Annotated in this window: 15 protein-coding genes and 1 pseudogene; 9 read left to right on the forward strand and 7 right to left on the reverse strand. The window is 70.5% G+C overall.

Annotation, left to right across the window (positions count from 1 at the left end; genetic code table 11):
* Positions 1-15: 15 nt before the first annotated feature.
* The 3 genes from BT341_RS24520 to BT341_RS24530 are packed head-to-tail and all read right to left on the reverse strand — an operon-like array spanning position 16 to position 4,408.
* On the reverse strand, positions 16-2,025 hold the full coding sequence (locus BT341_RS24520) for an ABC transporter ATP-binding protein (protein WP_072478508.1): 2,010 nt from the start codon (positions 2,023-2,025) through the stop codon (positions 16-18).
* Positions 2,022-3,755 carry an ABC transporter ATP-binding protein gene (locus BT341_RS24525; RefSeq protein ID WP_072478509.1) on the reverse strand — a complete coding sequence of 578 codons (1,734 nt, stop codon included), beginning with the start codon at positions 3,753-3,755 and terminating at the stop codon, positions 2,022-2,024. The genes BT341_RS24520 and BT341_RS24525 overlap by 4 nt, the downstream gene beginning before the upstream one ends.
* Complete coding sequence (locus BT341_RS24530; RefSeq protein ID WP_072478510.1) at positions 3,749-4,408, reverse strand: TetR/AcrR family transcriptional regulator; 660 nt, start codon at positions 4,406-4,408, stop codon at positions 3,749-3,751. Before BT341_RS24530 ends, BT341_RS24525 begins: the two co-directional genes overlap by 7 nt.
* A gap of 358 nt (positions 4,409-4,766) precedes the next feature.
* Here BT341_RS24530 and BT341_RS24535 point away from each other — a divergent pair, with 358 nt between their 5' ends.
* The 7 genes from BT341_RS24535 to BT341_RS24565 all read left to right on the forward strand — a co-directional run bounded on the left by BT341_RS24535 (position 4,767) and on the right by BT341_RS24565 (position 9,977).
* Complete coding sequence (locus tag BT341_RS24535) at positions 4,767-6,005, forward strand: sensor histidine kinase (RefSeq protein ID WP_072478511.1); 1,239 nt, start codon at positions 4,767-4,769, stop codon at positions 6,003-6,005.
* Positions 6,002-6,439 carry a roadblock/LC7 domain-containing protein gene (locus BT341_RS24540; RefSeq protein ID WP_072478512.1) on the forward strand — a complete coding sequence of 146 codons (438 nt, stop codon included), beginning with the start codon at positions 6,002-6,004 and terminating at the stop codon, positions 6,437-6,439. The genes BT341_RS24535 and BT341_RS24540 overlap by 4 nt, the downstream gene beginning before the upstream one ends.
* A gap of 5 nt (positions 6,440-6,444) precedes the next feature.
* A complete protein-coding gene (locus BT341_RS24545) occupies positions 6,445-6,837 on the forward strand; it encodes a DUF742 domain-containing protein (RefSeq protein WP_072482163.1) in 393 nt (130 codons plus the stop codon).
* Positions 6,812-7,432, forward strand: a complete 621-nt coding sequence (locus tag BT341_RS24550) for a GTP-binding protein (protein ID WP_072478513.1) — start codon at positions 6,812-6,814, stop codon at positions 7,430-7,432. The genes BT341_RS24545 and BT341_RS24550 overlap by 26 nt, the downstream gene beginning before the upstream one ends.
* A 17-nt stretch (positions 7,433-7,449) precedes the next feature.
* The gene (locus BT341_RS24555; RefSeq protein ID WP_072478514.1) at positions 7,450-8,676 is read left to right on the forward strand and encodes a styrene monooxygenase/indole monooxygenase family protein; all 1,227 of its coding nucleotides are present in this window, start codon (positions 7,450-7,452) and stop codon (positions 8,674-8,676) included.
* Between the two features lie 84 nt (positions 8,677-8,760).
* A complete protein-coding gene (gene ku / locus BT341_RS24560) occupies positions 8,761-9,642 on the forward strand; it encodes a non-homologous end joining protein Ku (protein ID WP_072478515.1) in 882 nt (293 codons plus the stop codon).
* A gap of 125 nt (positions 9,643-9,767) precedes the next feature.
* A complete protein-coding gene (locus BT341_RS24565; RefSeq protein WP_072478516.1) occupies positions 9,768-9,977 on the forward strand; it encodes a hypothetical protein in 210 nt (69 codons plus the stop codon).
* Positions 9,978-10,442: 465 nt separating this feature from the next.
* Here the strand turns inward: BT341_RS24565 and BT341_RS44470 are convergent, their stop codons facing one another.
* From BT341_RS44470 to BT341_RS24580, 4 genes are all read right to left on the reverse strand, one after another.
* Entirely contained in the window at positions 10,443-10,598 is a 156-nt protein-coding gene (locus tag BT341_RS44470) for a hypothetical protein (RefSeq protein WP_143168636.1), read from the reverse strand.
* A 120-nt stretch (positions 10,599-10,718) separates the two neighbouring features.
* Positions 10,719-12,179 carry an adenosylhomocysteinase gene (gene ahcY / locus BT341_RS24570; protein WP_072478517.1) on the reverse strand — a complete coding sequence of 487 codons (1,461 nt, stop codon included), beginning with the start codon at positions 12,177-12,179 and terminating at the stop codon, positions 10,719-10,721.
* 182 nt (positions 12,180-12,361) lie between these two features.
* Positions 12,362-12,844, reverse strand: coding sequence for a GNAT family N-acetyltransferase (locus BT341_RS24575; protein ID WP_072478518.1), 483 nt, complete (start codon positions 12,842-12,844; stop codon positions 12,362-12,364).
* Between the two features lie 40 nt (positions 12,845-12,884).
* On the reverse strand, positions 12,885-13,775 hold the full coding sequence (locus tag BT341_RS24580; protein ID WP_072478519.1) for an AurF N-oxygenase family protein: 891 nt from the start codon (positions 13,773-13,775) through the stop codon (positions 12,885-12,887).
* Positions 13,776-13,861: 86 nt separating this feature from the next.
* Between BT341_RS24580 and BT341_RS24585 the strand changes: the two genes are divergently transcribed.
* Both BT341_RS24585 and BT341_RS47920 read left to right on the forward strand, forming a co-directional pair.
* Entirely contained in the window at positions 13,862-14,548 is a 687-nt protein-coding gene (locus BT341_RS24585) for a TetR/AcrR family transcriptional regulator (RefSeq protein ID WP_072478520.1), read from the forward strand.
* A pseudogene (locus BT341_RS47920) lies at positions 14,545-14,843 on the forward strand (leucine zipper domain-containing protein); the annotation flags it as partial. The gene BT341_RS24585 and the pseudogene BT341_RS47920, both read left to right, overlap by 4 nt.
* Between the last annotated feature and the right edge of the window lie 134 nt (positions 14,844-14,977).

Below are 14,977 nucleotides of genomic sequence, written 5' to 3' on the forward strand. Positions count from 1 at the left end.
ACCGGGGCGGGGACCTCAGTCCGTCTCCGCCATGGCTTCGGCGAACTGCGCCGCGTACAGCCGCGCGTAGGCGCCGCCGCTGTGCAGGAGCGTTTCGTGGTCGCCCTGCTCGACGATCCGCCCGTGCTCCATCACCAGGATCACGTCCGCGTCGCGGATCGTCGAAAGGCGGTGCGCGATGACGAAGCTGGTGCGGCCGCTGCGCAGCGAGTTCATCGCCCGCTGGATGAGCACCTCGGTGCGGGTGTCCACCGAGCTGGTCGCCTCGTCGAGGATGAGGATGACCGGCTTGGCCAGGAACGCCCGCGCCACCGTGATCAGCTGCTTCTCGCCCGCGCTGACCGTGCCGCCCTCGTCGTCGAGCACCGTGTCGTACCCGTCCGGCAGCGTGCGGACGAAGCGGTCCACGTACGTCGCCTGTGCCGCTTCGACGATCTCCTCGCGGGTCGGGTTGTCCGCGCCGTAGGCGATGTTCTCGGCGATGGTGCCGCCGAACAGCCACGCGTCCTGCAGCACCATGCCGGTCTGGTCGCGCAGCTCTTCGCGGTTCATCTTCGCGATGTCGACGCCGTCGAGGGTGATCCGGCCGCTGTCCAGCTCGTAGAACCGCATCAGCAGGTTGACCAGCGTCGTCTTGCCGGCGCCGGTCGGGCCGACGATCGCCACCGTCTGGCCGGGTTCCACGGTCAGCGACAGGTCTTCGATCAGCGGCTTGTCCGGCAGGTAGCGGAACGAGACGTCCTGGAACTCCACGCGCCCGCGGACCACCTCGGGCCGCGCCGGGCGCTGCGGCTCCGGCGCCTGCTCTTCGGCGTCCAGCAGCGCGAAGACCCGCTCGGCCGAGGCGACGCCGGACTGCAGCAGGTTCGCCATGCTGGCGATCTGCGTGACCGGCTGGCTGAACTGGCGCGAGTACTGGATGAACGCCTGCACCTCGCCCAGCGTCAGGCTGCCCGACGCGACCCGCAGCGCGCCGATCACCGCCACGAGCACGTAGCTCAGGTTGCCGATGAACATCATCGCCGGCTGGATCATCCCGGAGATGAACTGTGCCCGGAAGCTCGCCTCGTACAGCGTTTCGTTCTGCTTGTCGAAGATCGCCGCGGACTCCTCGCGGCGGCCGAACACCTTGACCAGCGAGTGCCCGGTGTACATCTCCTCGACGTGCGCGTTGAGCTTGCCGGTCGTCGACCACTGCTTGATGAAGTTCGGCTGCGCCCGCTTCCCGATCTTCGCCGCCACGACCGCCGACAGCGGTACCGTGAGCAGCGCGATCACCGCCAGCAGCGGCGAGATCAGGAACATCATGATGAGCACGCCGACCACCGTCAGCAGCGACGACACGATCTGCGACAGCGTCTGCTGCAGCGACTGCGCCAGGTTGTCGATGTCGTTGGTGACGCGGGAGAGGACCTCGCCGCGGGGCTGGCGGTCGAAGTACTTCAGCGGCAGCCGGGCGAACTTGTCCTCGACGTCCTGGCGCAGCCGGTACACCGCGTTCTGCACCAGCGTCGTCGTCAGCCGGGCCTGGATCAGCCCGAAGAACGACGCGATCACGAACAGGGCCAGCACGGTCAGCAGGATCTGCCCGACCTTCGTGAAGTCGATCCCGACGCCGGGCACCAGGTCCACGCGGCTGTAGATGTCGGCCAGCGTGCCGTCGCCGCGGGCGCGCAGCCCGGCGACGATCTGCTCCTTCGTGACCCCCGGCGGCACCTGCTTGCCGAGGACGCCGGCGAGGATCGCGTCGGTGGCCTGGCCGAGGATCTTCGGCCCGATCACCGTCAGCGCGACGCTCGCCGCGCCGAGCACGAGCACGCCGATCAGCGCCGCCTGCTGCGGCCGCAGCAGGCGCAGCAGCCGTTTGAGCGAGCCCTTGAAGTCGAGGGCCTTCTCGGGCGGCGCGCCGGCGCCCATCCACCGGCCGGGACCGACGGTCGCGGCGCCGGTGTTCTTGTGCCGCTGCGCGGTCGGCCGTTCCCCGGCGTCGGTGACGGCGGCCTTGGGCGATTCCGTGGTGCTCACGCCGCCTCCTGCTCGGTCAGCTGCGAAAGCACGATCTCCCGGTAGGTTTCGTTGCCCTCGAACAGCTCGTGGTGGGTGCCGGTGCCGACGACGCGGCCCTCGTCGAGGACGATGATCCGGTCGGCGTTGCGGATGGTGCTGACCCGCTGGGCGACGATGACCACCGTCGCGTCGGCGGTTTCCGGCACGAGCGCGCGGCGCAGGGCCGCGTCGGTCGCGTAGTCCAGCGCCGAGAAGGAGTCGTCGAACAGGTAGATCTCCGGCTTGTGCACGAGCATCCGCGCGATCGCGAGCCGCTGCCGCTGGCCGCCCGAGACGTTGGTGCCGCCCTGGGCGATCGGCGAGTTCAGGCCCTCCGGCATCGCTTCGACGAAGTCCTTGGCCTGCGCCACTTCCAGCGCGTGCCACAGCTGTTCGTCGGTCGCGTCGGGGTTGCCGTAACGCAGGTTGCTCGCCACCGTCCCGGCGAACAGGTACGGCTTCTGCGGCACGAGCCCGACCGCGCGGGCGAGCACCGCCGGGTCGAGGTCGCGCACGTCGACGCCGTCGACCTTCACCGTGCCGCGGGTGGCGTCCATCAGCCGCGGGATGAGGTTCAGCAGCGTGGTCTTCCCCGTGCCGGTCGACCCGATCACCGCGGTCGTCTCACCCGGCCGCCCGATCAGCGAGATGTCCTGCAGCACCGGCTTTTCCGCGCCGGGGTAGCGGAACTCCACGCCGGAGAGCTCGAGGTGGCCGTGCACCGCGCCGGGCCGGATCGGCGACACCGGCGGCCGCACGCTCGACTCCGTGTCGAGCACCTCGCTGATCCGCTCCGCGCTGACCTCCGCGCGCGGCACCATCATGAACATGAACGTGGCCATCATGACGGCCATCAGGATCTGCAGCAGGTAGGACAGGAACGCCGTCATGGCGCCGATCTGCATGCTGCCGGAGTCGATGCGCTGCCCGCCGAACCACAGCACCGCGACGCTGGAGGCGTTCATCACCAGCATGACGATCGGGAACATCAGCGCCATCAGCCGCCCGACCCGCAGCGAAACGGTGAGCAGCTGGTCGTTGGCGACGTCGAAGCGCTCGCGCTCGTGCTTGTCCCGCACGAACGCGCGGATGACCCGGATACCCATGATCTGCTCGCGCAGCACCTGGTTGATCCGGTCGAGCCGCTCCTGCATCAGCCGGAACGCGGGGCGCATCTTCGCGATGATCGACCCGACGGCGACCGCCAGCACCGGCACGATGACCAGCAGCAGCGAGGAGAGCGGCACGTCGAGGTTCAGCGCCAGGATGATCCCGCCGACGCACATGATCGGCGCCGACACCATCAGCGTCAGCGTCATCACGACCAGCATCTGGATCTGCTGGACGTCGTTGGTGGTGCGGGTGATCAGCGACGGCGTGCCGAACTGGCCGACTTCGCGGGCCGAGAAGTCCTGCACCCGGTGGAAGACGCCGGCGCGGATGTCGCGGCCGACCGCCATCGCGGTGCGTGCGCCGTAGTACACCGCGCCGATCGAGCCGGCGATCTGGGCCAGCGTCACCGCGAGCATCACGGCGCCGACCCGGACGATGTAGCCCATGTCGCCCTTGATCAGGCCGTTGTCGACGATGTCGGCGTTGAGCGTCGGGAGGTAGAGCATGGCGATCGTCTGCACCAGCTGCAGCAGCACGATCACCCACAACGTGCTCCGGTAGGGGCGCAGATGACTGCGCAGGAGCTTGACTAGCACAACGGTTCCCCCAGTGGAGTGGTGTTCGGTTCGGATTTCGGTGCGCCGCCGGTCAGCGTGGGCATCCCGGCCGCCAGCTCGTCGAGCAGGCGTTCCAGGATCGGCAGGAACGGCTCGCCTTCGGTGGTGAACCAGTTGACGAAGGCGACCCGGACCGCGCTTTCCACGGCCGCGGCCATGAGCCGGCACAGCAGGTGGTCCACACCGCCCACCCGTTTCGCGATCGTCTCGGCGAGGACCCGCTCGACCGCCGCGTGGGCGTTGAGGAACTCACCACGCAGCATGAGCTGGCCCATCAGCTCCCGGATACGCGCAACATACGCGCGATCCGGCTCGCCCTCACGCGAATATTGCTCGAGCACGGCCTGCTTGACCGACTCCCAGAGCGGCTCGCCTTCGGGCCGGGCGAGCAGGGCTTCGCGCATGCCCTCGTGGCGGTCGGCGACCATCGCGCAGACCGCCTGCTCCTTGCTGGAAAAGTAGTTGTTGAACGTCCGTGGCGAGACGCCCACCTCGGTGGCGATGTCCTCGACCCGGACGTTCTCGATCCCCCGATCCAGCGCGAGGCGCAACGCGGCCTGCGCGAGGGCACGACGGGCTTCGCGCTTCTTGCGTTCCCGCAGTGTCAGCTTCGGTGGTTCCCCCGGCGGCATGAACGGAGTGTAGCGAAAAACTTGCGTGCCACGCAAAAAATTGCGTGACGCGCAAAATTGTGACGAACCGGACAGCGGGGGGATTCCACCGCGTGAACCGCGCCTGCCTGCGGTATCGGCGGCCGTGTGCGCTCCGTTGCGAGCCGCAAATTGCAAAAATAAACCGAATGGCCTAACACACTGCGCTCACCAGGAGCGACGCCGCCAAAAACCGCTCACGGACCGCGATCGCGCGGGGACCGGCTGTGGACATCCGGCGAAGTCTTCTGCTTGCATGTCCGGCGTCGCCGCCGGGGGTCGGCACGGACCGAGTCCGAACCTGAGCATGTCCGAACCGACAAGGAAGAAGTGGGACCACATGGCGAGCCGGGCCCGGGAACTCCTGGATCGATCACGCGTCCTGCTGGACCGCTCGCGGGTCGCCGCGGCGCAGTTCCTCACCGCGCCGCCCAGGCACCCCGGTCACGAGCCCGCGGCCGGCCCGGCCGTCGCGGAGCTGCCGCCGCCGGCGGAACCCGCGCCGGCCCGGGCGGACGACACCGTGCTGGCCGAGATCTGCGCCAGCGTGGCCCTGCGCGACCTCAACCTCCTCGACCAGCTGCTCGCCCGGCTCGAGGAGCTGGAGGCGGGCGAGGAGGACCACCACCGCCTCGCCGAGCTCTACCAGCTCGACCACCTCGCGACCCGGCTGCGGCGCAACGCCGAGAACCTGCGCGTGCTGGCCGGCCAGGAGACCGCCGACGACACGGCCCGCGCGATCTCGGTGCTCGACGTCATGCGCGCGGCGATGTCCTCGATCGACCACTACGCCCGGATCACCATCGGCCGCGTCGTGAACCTCGGCGTCGTCGGCTTCGCCGCGGAGGACCTGGGCCGGGTGCTGGCGGAGCTGTTCGACAACGCGGCCAACCAGTCGTCGCCCAGCTCGCCGGTGAACGTCAGCGCGCACCTGACCGAGCAGGGCAGCGTGCTCGTCCGGATCGAGGACGAGGGCATCGGCATCCCCGCCGACCGCATCGAGGGCCTCAACGCGCGGCTGGCCGCCGGCGGTGACCTCGACGACGCCGCGGCGCGGCACATGGGGCTCGCGGTCGTCTCGCGCCTGGCCGCCCGCCACGGCGTCACCGTGCGGCTCGACCGGCGCAGCCCGCACGGCACGGTGGCCACCGTCCTGCTGCCCACGGGCATCGTGACCGAGCTGGCCGAGCACGCGTGGTCGGGCACCCGCACCGTGACCGTCGAGCCGGTCAAGGCGCCGGCGGGCGCACCGGCGGGCGCCGGCGCCCTCCCGCGCCGCCGTCCGGGCGCCTTCCCGCGCGAGGAGCCGGTCACGCCGGCGCCGCGCAAACCCAGCCCACGCCCGCGGCCGGCCGAGCAGGCCGGCGGCACCACCGCCAACGGCCTGCCGCGCCGGGTGCCCGGCAGCATCCGCGGCGCCGCGCCGGAACCGCCACCGCCGCCACCGGCGCCCGGGCCGCCGTCGGACGGCCACGAGCAGCTGCTCGCCGACCTCGGCGCGTTCGCCGACGGCGAGGCGGCCGCGCTCGCCGAAAACCGCTCCCCGCAGGACGAGACGCCCGGAGGAACCGCCTCGTGAGCGCCCCCCAGCCGGCCCCGGCGAACTTCGCCTGGCTGCTCGACGACTTCGTGCGCAAGGTCCACGGCGTCAGCCACGCGCTGATCATGAGCGTGGACGGCTTCCCGCTCACCGCGTCCGACTCCGTCGGCGAGGCCGAGGCCGAGCAGCTCGCGGCGATCGCCAGCGGCCTGCTCTCGCTGGCGGGCAACAGCGCGGCGCTGTTCGGGAAGGGTGCCTGCGAGCAGATCATCATCCGGCTCACCCACGGCTACTTCCTGTTCATGGGCATCGGGTCCGGTGCCGGGCTCGCCGTGCTGACCTCCGGTGAGGCCGACATGAAAGTGGTCGCCTACGAGATGACCCAGTTCATCACCAACGCCGGCCACGCGCTCACCCCCGAGGTGCGCGCCGAGCTGCGTCAGGTGCTCACTGCGCGCCGCCCGAGGGTGTGATCGGCATGCCGGACGACGAAGCCATCCCCGTGCCCGCGAAGGACGCTCCCGTGCCGCGGCGCAGCCGCCGCATCCGCGCGTACGCGCTCACCGGCGGCCGGACCACCACCCGCCACCAGCTGCTGGTGGAGACGCTGATCTCGGTCCCGCAGTACGACCCGGCGCTGAGCGACGCGCTCATGCCCGAGTCGCGCTCGCTGTACGAACGCGCCCGGGTCCGGTGCTCGATCGCCGAGCTGTCGGTCGGGCTCGACCTGCCGCTGGGCGTGGTGCGGGTGCTGATCGGCGACCTCGCCACCCAGGGCGCGGTCTTCGTCCACCCCACCGCGCACGCCTACCACCACGACACCACCGTGCTCGAGAGGATCCTTGATGGGCTCAAGCGGCTCCCCGCCTGAGGGCGATCTGCTGACGATCTCCGCGAAGATCGTCGTCGCCGGGGGCTTCGGTGTCGGCAAGACCACGTTCGTCGGCGCGGTGTCGGAGGTGCCGCCGATGAGCAACGAGGCGTGGATGACCGAGGCCGGGGAAGGCATCGACGAAATCCCGCCCGGCGGCAAGTCGACCACGACCGTGGCGATGGACTTCGGCCGCATCACCCTGCGGCCGGACCTGCTGCTGTACCTGTTCGGCACGCCGGGGCAGGCGCGGTTCTGGTTCCTCTGGGACGACCTCAGCCGCGGCGCGCTGGGCGCGGTCGTGCTGGTCGACACCAGCCGGATCGACGAGTCGTTCGCGGCGATCAACTACTTCGAGAACGACTCGGACCTGCCGTTCGTCGTGGCGGTCAACCAGTTCGAGGGCAAGCCGGTGCACGACCTCGACGAGGTCCGCGACGCGCTGGCGCTCGACCCCAGCGTCCCGCTGGTGACCTGCGACGCCCGGGACCGCGCTTCGACGATCGCCACCCTGACCGAGCTGGTCGGCCACACGCTGTCGCTGGCGGTGCTCTCCGGCCCGCGTGAGCTGGCCGGCACCATCCCGCACGCCTGAGAAGGAGAAACTGCTCCATGCGCAAGGTCCTGATCGTCGGCGCCGGGCAGTCCGGCCTGCAGCTGGCCCTCGGGCTGCAGGCGAAGGGCTACGACGTCACGGTGATGTCCGCGCGGACGCCGGAGGAGATCCGGAACGGGCGCGTGATGTCGACGCAGTGCATGTTCCACGACGCGCTGCAGCACGAGCGGGACCTCGGGATCAACCTCTGGGAAGCCGACACGGTGAACGTCGAGGGCCTCGGCGTGTCCGTGGCCGCGCCGGACGGCGGCCGCGCGCTCGACTGGTTCGCCGAGCTGGACCACATCGCGCAGTCGGTCGACCAGCGGGTCAAGATGGCGGGCTGGCTGGAGCTGTTCGAAGACCGCGGTGGCAAGCTCGTCATCCACGGCGTGATGACCTCGGAGCTGGACGCCCTGTCCCGGCTCTACGACCTGGTGGTCATCTCGGCGGGCAAGGGCGAGCTGGTGCAGCTGTTCGACCGCGTGCCGGAGCGGTCGCCGTTCACCAAGCCGATGCGCGCGCTCTCGCTGGCCTACGCCCACGGCGTCCGGCCGCGGCCGGAGCACCCGGACAAGATGGCGGTGCGCTTCAACATCGTGCCCGGCGTCGGCGAGCTGTTCATGATCCCCGCGTACACGCTGAGCGGGAACTGCGACATCCTGTTCTTCGAGGGCATCCCGGGCGGCCCGCTGGACTGCTTCGGCGACCACCCGGGCCCGGACGAGCACTTCCGGCGCATTCTCGACCTCATGCGGCAGTTCGTGCCGTGGGAGTACGACCGCTGCCGCGACGCCGAGCTGACCGACGCCAAGGCGACGCTGGCCGGCGGCTACCCGCCGGTGGTGCGCGACCCGGTCGGCACCCTGCCGGGCGGGGCGGTCGTGCTGGGCATGGCCGACGTCGTCGTGGCCAACGACCCGATCACCGGGCAGGGGTCGAACAACGCCAGCCACTGCGCGGCGACCTACCTCGACGCGATCGTGGAGCGCGGCGACCGCCCGTTCGACGCGGAGTGGATGCACGACACGTTCGAGCGCTACTGGGCGTACGCCCGGCACGTCACCGAATGGACGAACGCGCTGCTCCTGCCGCCGCCCCCGCACGTGCTCCAGATCCTCGGCGTGGCGGGGCAGAATCCCGCGGTCGCCCGGCGGTTCGCGAACGGATTCACCGATCCGACGGACTTCCAGCACTGGTTCCTGGATCCGGCACGCTGGGAGAAATACCTGGCAGAGGTGTAGGCGAAGCGCTGTCGCACTGTCGCGGAGGGACGATTCGGGCTACGGTAACTACGTAGCGTGAAGGCGACCTCGGAGGGACGTGGCATGCGGGCGATGTGGAAGGGCTCGGTGTCGTTCGGGCTGGTCAGCATCCCGATCCAGCTCTACGCGGCCACCGAGAACAAGAACGTCTCCCTGCGCCAGGTGCACGAGGCCGACGGCGGCCGCATCCAGTACAAGCGGTTCTGCACGATCGACGGCCAGGAGGTGCCGTACGCCGAGATCGCCAAGGGCTACGAGCTGCCCGACGGCGAGATGGTCGTGATCACCGACGCCGAGATGGCCGAGCTGCCGCTGTCGACGCAGCGCACGATCGACGTGCTGGAGTTCGTGCCGCTCGAGTCGATCGACCCGATCCAGTACGACCGGACGTACTACCTGGAGCCGCAGAAGAACGCGGTGAAGCCCTACATCGTGCTCCGGGACGCCCTGCACAAGTCGAGCCAGGTGGCGATCGCCAAGGTCGCCGTGCGCCAGCGGGAGAGCATGGCGGTGCTGCGGGTGCACGCCGACGTGCTCGTGATGACGACGATGCTGTGGCCGGACGAGGTCCGCGAGCCCGACTTCCCGTTCCTGCGCGACGACCCGCCGCAGATCCGGCCGCAGGAGCTGTCGATGGCCGGCTCGCTGATCGACTCGCTGGCCGAGCCGGTGTTCGAGCCGGAGAAGTACAAGGACCACTACCGCGAGGCCCTCGAGCAGATGATCGAGGCCAAGGTGGCGGGGGACGAGACGACCAAGCCCGCGGCCGTCACGGCCAAGGCCGACGTGGTCGACCTGATGGCGGCGCTGCAGGCCAGCGTGGACGCGGCGAAGAAGTCCCGGCAGTCCTCTTCGGACTCGGCCGGTTCCGAATCCGGCGAGGACGCGAAGCCGGCGGCGAAGAAGAAGCCGGCGCCCCGGAAGCGGGCCCCCAAGTCCGCCTGACTCTGCTCGACCGGCCCGGACGGGTGGTGCCGCGACACGCCGCGGTCCCGGTGCCGCCTCCTGCCGCTGGCCGGTGGTACCAAGGAGCGAGCACACCGGACAGAGCGCGGAAAGGCGGACCGGTCATGGAGTGCGCCTCTTGTGACGCCGGAATCGACCACTGCCACGGCACCCTGGTGGTCCACCCGGAAGGCGGATTCGCCGAGTGCACGGATCCGGCCTGCGCGGACGGCGACCGGGTCCGGCACGGACTGATCGTCGACTGCCAGGCACTCGGCACCGGGTGCGGCTGCGCCGCCGCGCCGGGAAAACCCCTGCTGCGCCGGGCTTCCTGAGCCTCCCGCCAGGATCCGTGCGGGCCCTTCCGCCCGGCTGCACGGCCGGCCGGGTGGGTCCGCACGGCCGTTGCCGAGCCGCACGAGAGGACGGCAACCGCTGCCGATGGCCGCGCGGCCGGAAGATTACCCGATCGTGTATGCAGCTGTGTACACGGGCTTGGCGATGTGCTAACACTAACGGGGTCCTTCGGCTCTCCCTCCCCCTCGGAGCCGGAGGACCCTTTACTGTCCGGCCGCGGGCGTACTGGGGAAACGCGTCGGCGGCTGCCGTCGCGTGGTGGTTTTCCGGCCGTGACCGGAAAGCCCCCGCGCGACCCTGCGGCCGGTCGCGTGGACGTTCTTCACCGCGGCGGCACCGGAAACGCGCTCGCCGGGGTCCTCGCGGTGGTGGTCCGGGAAAGGCCGAACGGCCCGGCGCGGCGAGCATTGCTGCCGACGCGCCGGGCCGTTCGCGGTGATGGATCAGTACCAGTGCGCACGCCCACCGATCCGACGGCCGGTGCCGCCCAGGATGGCCAGCGCGATACCGGCCACCGCGAGAATGATGCCGATGGTGTAAAGCACCGGGATACCCACGATGAACCCGATGACGAGAAGAATTACACCGAGAATGATCACTTTGACACACACTCCTTCGCACGGGACCCGTCCGGCGTGCCGGCCGGGCGGATGCGCTGTCACGGGGAGGATGGCCATTTTCCCGGTGCGCCAAACTGCGTCAAATGGAGCAACCCTGGATCAGTACCGGTAGTGATCGAGCTTGTACGGACCGGCGACGTCGACGCCGATGTATTCCGCCTGGGTTTTCGTGAGCTTGGTGAGTTTCACACCGAGGGCGTCCAGGTGCAGGCGGGCCACCTTCTCGTCGAGGTGCTTCGGCAGCCGGTGGACGCCGGTCGCGTACTCGCCGGGCTTGGTGAACAGCTCGATCTGCGCGATGACCTGGTTGGTGAACGAGGTCGACATCACGAACGACGGGTGGCCGGTCGCGTTGCCCAGGTTCATCAGGCGGCCTTCGGAGAGCACGATGACCGCGTGGCCGCCGGGGAACGTCCACTCGTGCACCTGCGGCTTGATCTCGTTCTTGGTGATGCCCGGCCACTTCGCCAGTCCCGCCATGTCGATCTCGTTGTCGAAGTGGCCGACGTTCGCGACGATCGCGTTGTGCTTCATCCGGCTCATCTGCCCGGCGGAGATGATGCCGAAGTTGCCGGTGGTCGTGATGAAGATGTCGGCCTGGCCGACGACGTCGTCCAGCTCCACCACGTCCAGCCCGTCCATGGCCGCCTGGAGCGCGCAGATGGGGTCGATCTCGGTGACGGCCACCCGGGCGCCCTGGCCGCGCAGCGCCTCGACCGCGCCCTTGCCGACGTCGCCGTAGCCGCAGACGACCGCGCGCTTGCCGCCGATCATCACGTCGGTGGCCCGGTTGAGCCCGTCCACAAGGGAGTGCCGGATGCCGTACTTGTTGTCGAACTTGGACTTCGTGACGGAGTCGTTGACGTTCATCGCCGGGAAGAGCAGCTCGCCGTCGCGGGCCAGCTTGTAAAGCCGCTTGACGCCGTTGGTCGTCTCCTCCGTGACGCCACGGATCTCCTTGGCCATGCGGGTGAACCGGCTGCCGTCGGCGGCCAGGCTCGCGCGCAGCGTCTCCAGGACGATCCGGTACTCCTCGGAGTCCTCTTCGGACGGCTGCGGGACGGCGCCGGCGGCTTCGGACTCGGCTCCCTTGTGGACGAGCAGGGTGGCGTCGCCGCCGTCGTCGAGGATCATGTTCGGGGCCTGCCCGCCCGGAAAGGCGAAGAGCCGGTCGGTGCACCACCAGTACTCTTCGAGCGTCTCGCCCTTCCAGGCGAACACCGAGGTGCCCGCCGGGGCGTCGGGCGTGCCCTCGGGGCCGACGACCACCGCGGCGGCGGCCTCGTCCTGGGTGGAGAAGATGTTGCAGGACACCCAGCGCACCTGCGCGCCGAGCGCGACCAGCGTCTCGATGAGCACGGCGGTCTGGACGGTCATGTGCAGCGACCCGGCGATGCGGGCCCCCTTCAGCGGCTGCGCGGCGGCGTACTCGCGGCGGATCGCCATCAGGCCGGGCATTTCGTGCTCGGCCAGGCGCACCTGGGTGCGGCCGGCGTCGGCGAGGGAGAGGTCGGCGACGGCGAAGTCGAGGCCATTGCGGGTCTGCAGCTTGTCACTCATGGTTCGGTGCACTCCGGAGTTCGTCGGGAAACGCTCGGGAGGAACCGCGGTGTGACAACGGAAAGGCACCTCCCTCGCGGGAGGCGCCCTTGGAATCGTGGTGCAGGCCGAGCGTGGCGGAAGAAAATCCGTCGCAGCGCCTCTCGGCCCGGAGCCAGGATGGCAAAGCCGCGGCGAGGCTGTCAAGCGAGGAAGCGGGCCATGAGCACGTCATCGACGTCTTCGCCGTCGATGCGGAATTCGCCGCGCAGCACGCCTTCCACGACGAACCCGCACCGCTCGTAGACGCGCCGGGCGCCGGTGTTGGGCCCGAGCACGCGCAGCGTCACCTTGCGGGCACCCCGCCGCCGCGCCTCCGCCACGGCGGCCTCGACGAGCTGCCGCGCGATGCCGAGCCGGCGCCGGTCCGGGTCGACGGCGAGCCCGTCGATCACCACCACGTGCCGGTGGGCGGGGATGCCGAACCCCGCGCCGAGGCGCACGTACCCGGCGACGGCACCGTCGTGCTCGGCGACGAGGACGTCTCCGGGACGGGTGCCGTCGTCGAAGAACGGCGTCCCGGGCGGTGGCGCGGGTGCGGGGGAGACGGCGGGGGTCCACGTGCGCTCGTCGAGCTTCGCGAGCGCGGCTTCGTCGTCGGCGCGGGCCGCCCTGGTGCTGATCACCGGAGCATCCTGCCGGAATCCCGCGCCGGGCGCGAACGGTTCAGAGCAGGTGCGCGCGCCGCCAGATCGCTTCCGACCGGCCGCCGATCAAGTCCGCCTCGCGCAGGAACGGCACGATCTTCTCGGCCATCCAGCGGCGGGTCTCGTGGAAGTGCGGGTTCGCCAGCGCCGCCGCGCGGCCCGCGCGCGGGTCGATCCCGACGCTGCGGTAGATCCGCGGGTCGACCATGCTGTCGATCACGCCGTAGGCGACGAGCGCGGTCCGCACCCGGTGCCGCCGCAGCGCCGCCTTCGACAGCTTCGGCGTCTCGCGCAGCACTTCCTCCTTGGCGAAGCGGACGTGCCGGGCCTCCTCGACGACGTGGATGCGGTTGACCGAGCGGATCAGCGGCTGGATGCCGTCGTCGTCCATCATGGAGCGCTGCAGCCGGTCGGTGGTCTCCTCGGCGACCAGCACGCTGGCGAACATCGACGGGCCCGCGGCCGTCGCGCCGAACACCTTCGCGGCGCGGTGCACGACCTTCGGGACGCCGTAGCGGGGCACGCCGAGCCGTTCGGCGGTCCGCGCGAACATCACCGAGTGCCGGGTCTCGTCGCCGATCTCGGTCAGCGCGTACTGGGCGTGCTCGGTGCGGGCGTCGAGGTCGAAGACGTACCGCGCGAGCAGGTGCATGAGGACGATCTCGAACCACAGCCCGACGCTCATGATGCTGGCGATCTCGTGCTTGGACAGCTCGATCCGCTGTTCGGGGGTGAGCTTCGCCCACAGGTCCGTGCCGTAGAGGGAGACGCGCTCCAGCGGCATGTACGCCTTGCCTTCGGCCAGCGGCGCGTCCCAGTCGACGTCGACGTACGGGTCGTAGGAGTTCTTCGCGGAGCTTTTGAGCAGGCGAGCCGCGGTGACGTCCCGGTGCTGGGCCTCGACGCCCATGGCGACCTCCGAAAGTAGGGGGTACACGCTGTACTATCTACTTTGGCACTGTACACCCGCGCACGCACGGTGAGTAGGCTTCCGGGGTGACCAAGGTCGACGGGCGGGCGGCGCGCTGGGCGGGCCAGCAGCAGCGGCGGCGGGCCGAGTTCGTCGACGCCGCCCTGGCGGCCATCGCCGAGCACGGCCCGGACGTCTCGACCGAGCAGATCGCCGAACGCGCCGGCGTCGCCCGCACGCGGCTGTACAAGCACTTCGACGGCGCGGCCGACCTGCAGCGGGCGATCGCCGAACGGGCGGCCGAGCTGGTCACGGCCGAGCTCGAGCCGTTGTGGCACCCCTCGGGGTCACCCAACGAGATGATCTCGACGGTGATCTCGACGCACCTGCGCTGGCTGACCGAGCACGCCCACCTGCACCGCTACCTGACCCGCGCGGCACCGGGGCCGACGGACGTCCGCGGCACGATCGCCCGCCACCTCAGCCACCTGTTCACCGGCTACCTGACGGCGTTCGGCCTGGACCCGGCCCCGGCCGACACGATCGCGTTCGGCCTGGTCGGCTACGTCGAGTCGGCGACGACCCGCTGGCTCGACCACCCCGGCACGCTCACCCGGACCCAGCTGACCGACCAGCTGACGGGCACGATCTGGGCGATGCTGGACCACACGCTGCGGGCGGGCGGGGTGCGGCTGGACCCGGACCGGCCGCTGCCGCTGCCGGAGGGGCTCCAGAACTCTGGCACCCAGGGACGTTGCCCCGAGTTGAGGTGACCGGTGGCGGCCCGGTCCCACGCGCCCGGCTGCGGCTCGCGCGGCTGGTCGTCGAGCAGGGCTGGAGCTGCGCCGAGGCAGTGAAGATGTTCATGGTCGCGGGCGAGACTGCCCGGAAGTGGGCACAGCGTTGCCGCGCCGAGGGCGAAGCCGGGACGGCTGGTCGAAGCTCACGTCCACGCCGCAGCCCGAGCCGGCGGTGCGGGCGGTCGTGCGGCTGCGGTGGCGGCGCCGGCTGGGCCCGGTTCAGGTCGGCGGCCGGCCCGCCCTCCCCGCCTCGACGGTGCACGCGGTGCCGGCGCGCCCGCAGCTTCGACTACAAGCCCCGCACCGGCACCGCCGTGCTGCGCAGCACCCCGAAACGAACCCGCCCCTACCGGCCGCAAACCAACGGCGAGATCGAACGGTTCCACCGCACGCTGGCCGCGA

It is taken from the genome of Amycolatopsis australiensis (genome assembly GCF_900119165.1).
GTDB classification, from domain to species: domain Bacteria; phylum Actinomycetota; class Actinomycetes; order Mycobacteriales; family Pseudonocardiaceae; genus Amycolatopsis; species Amycolatopsis australiensis.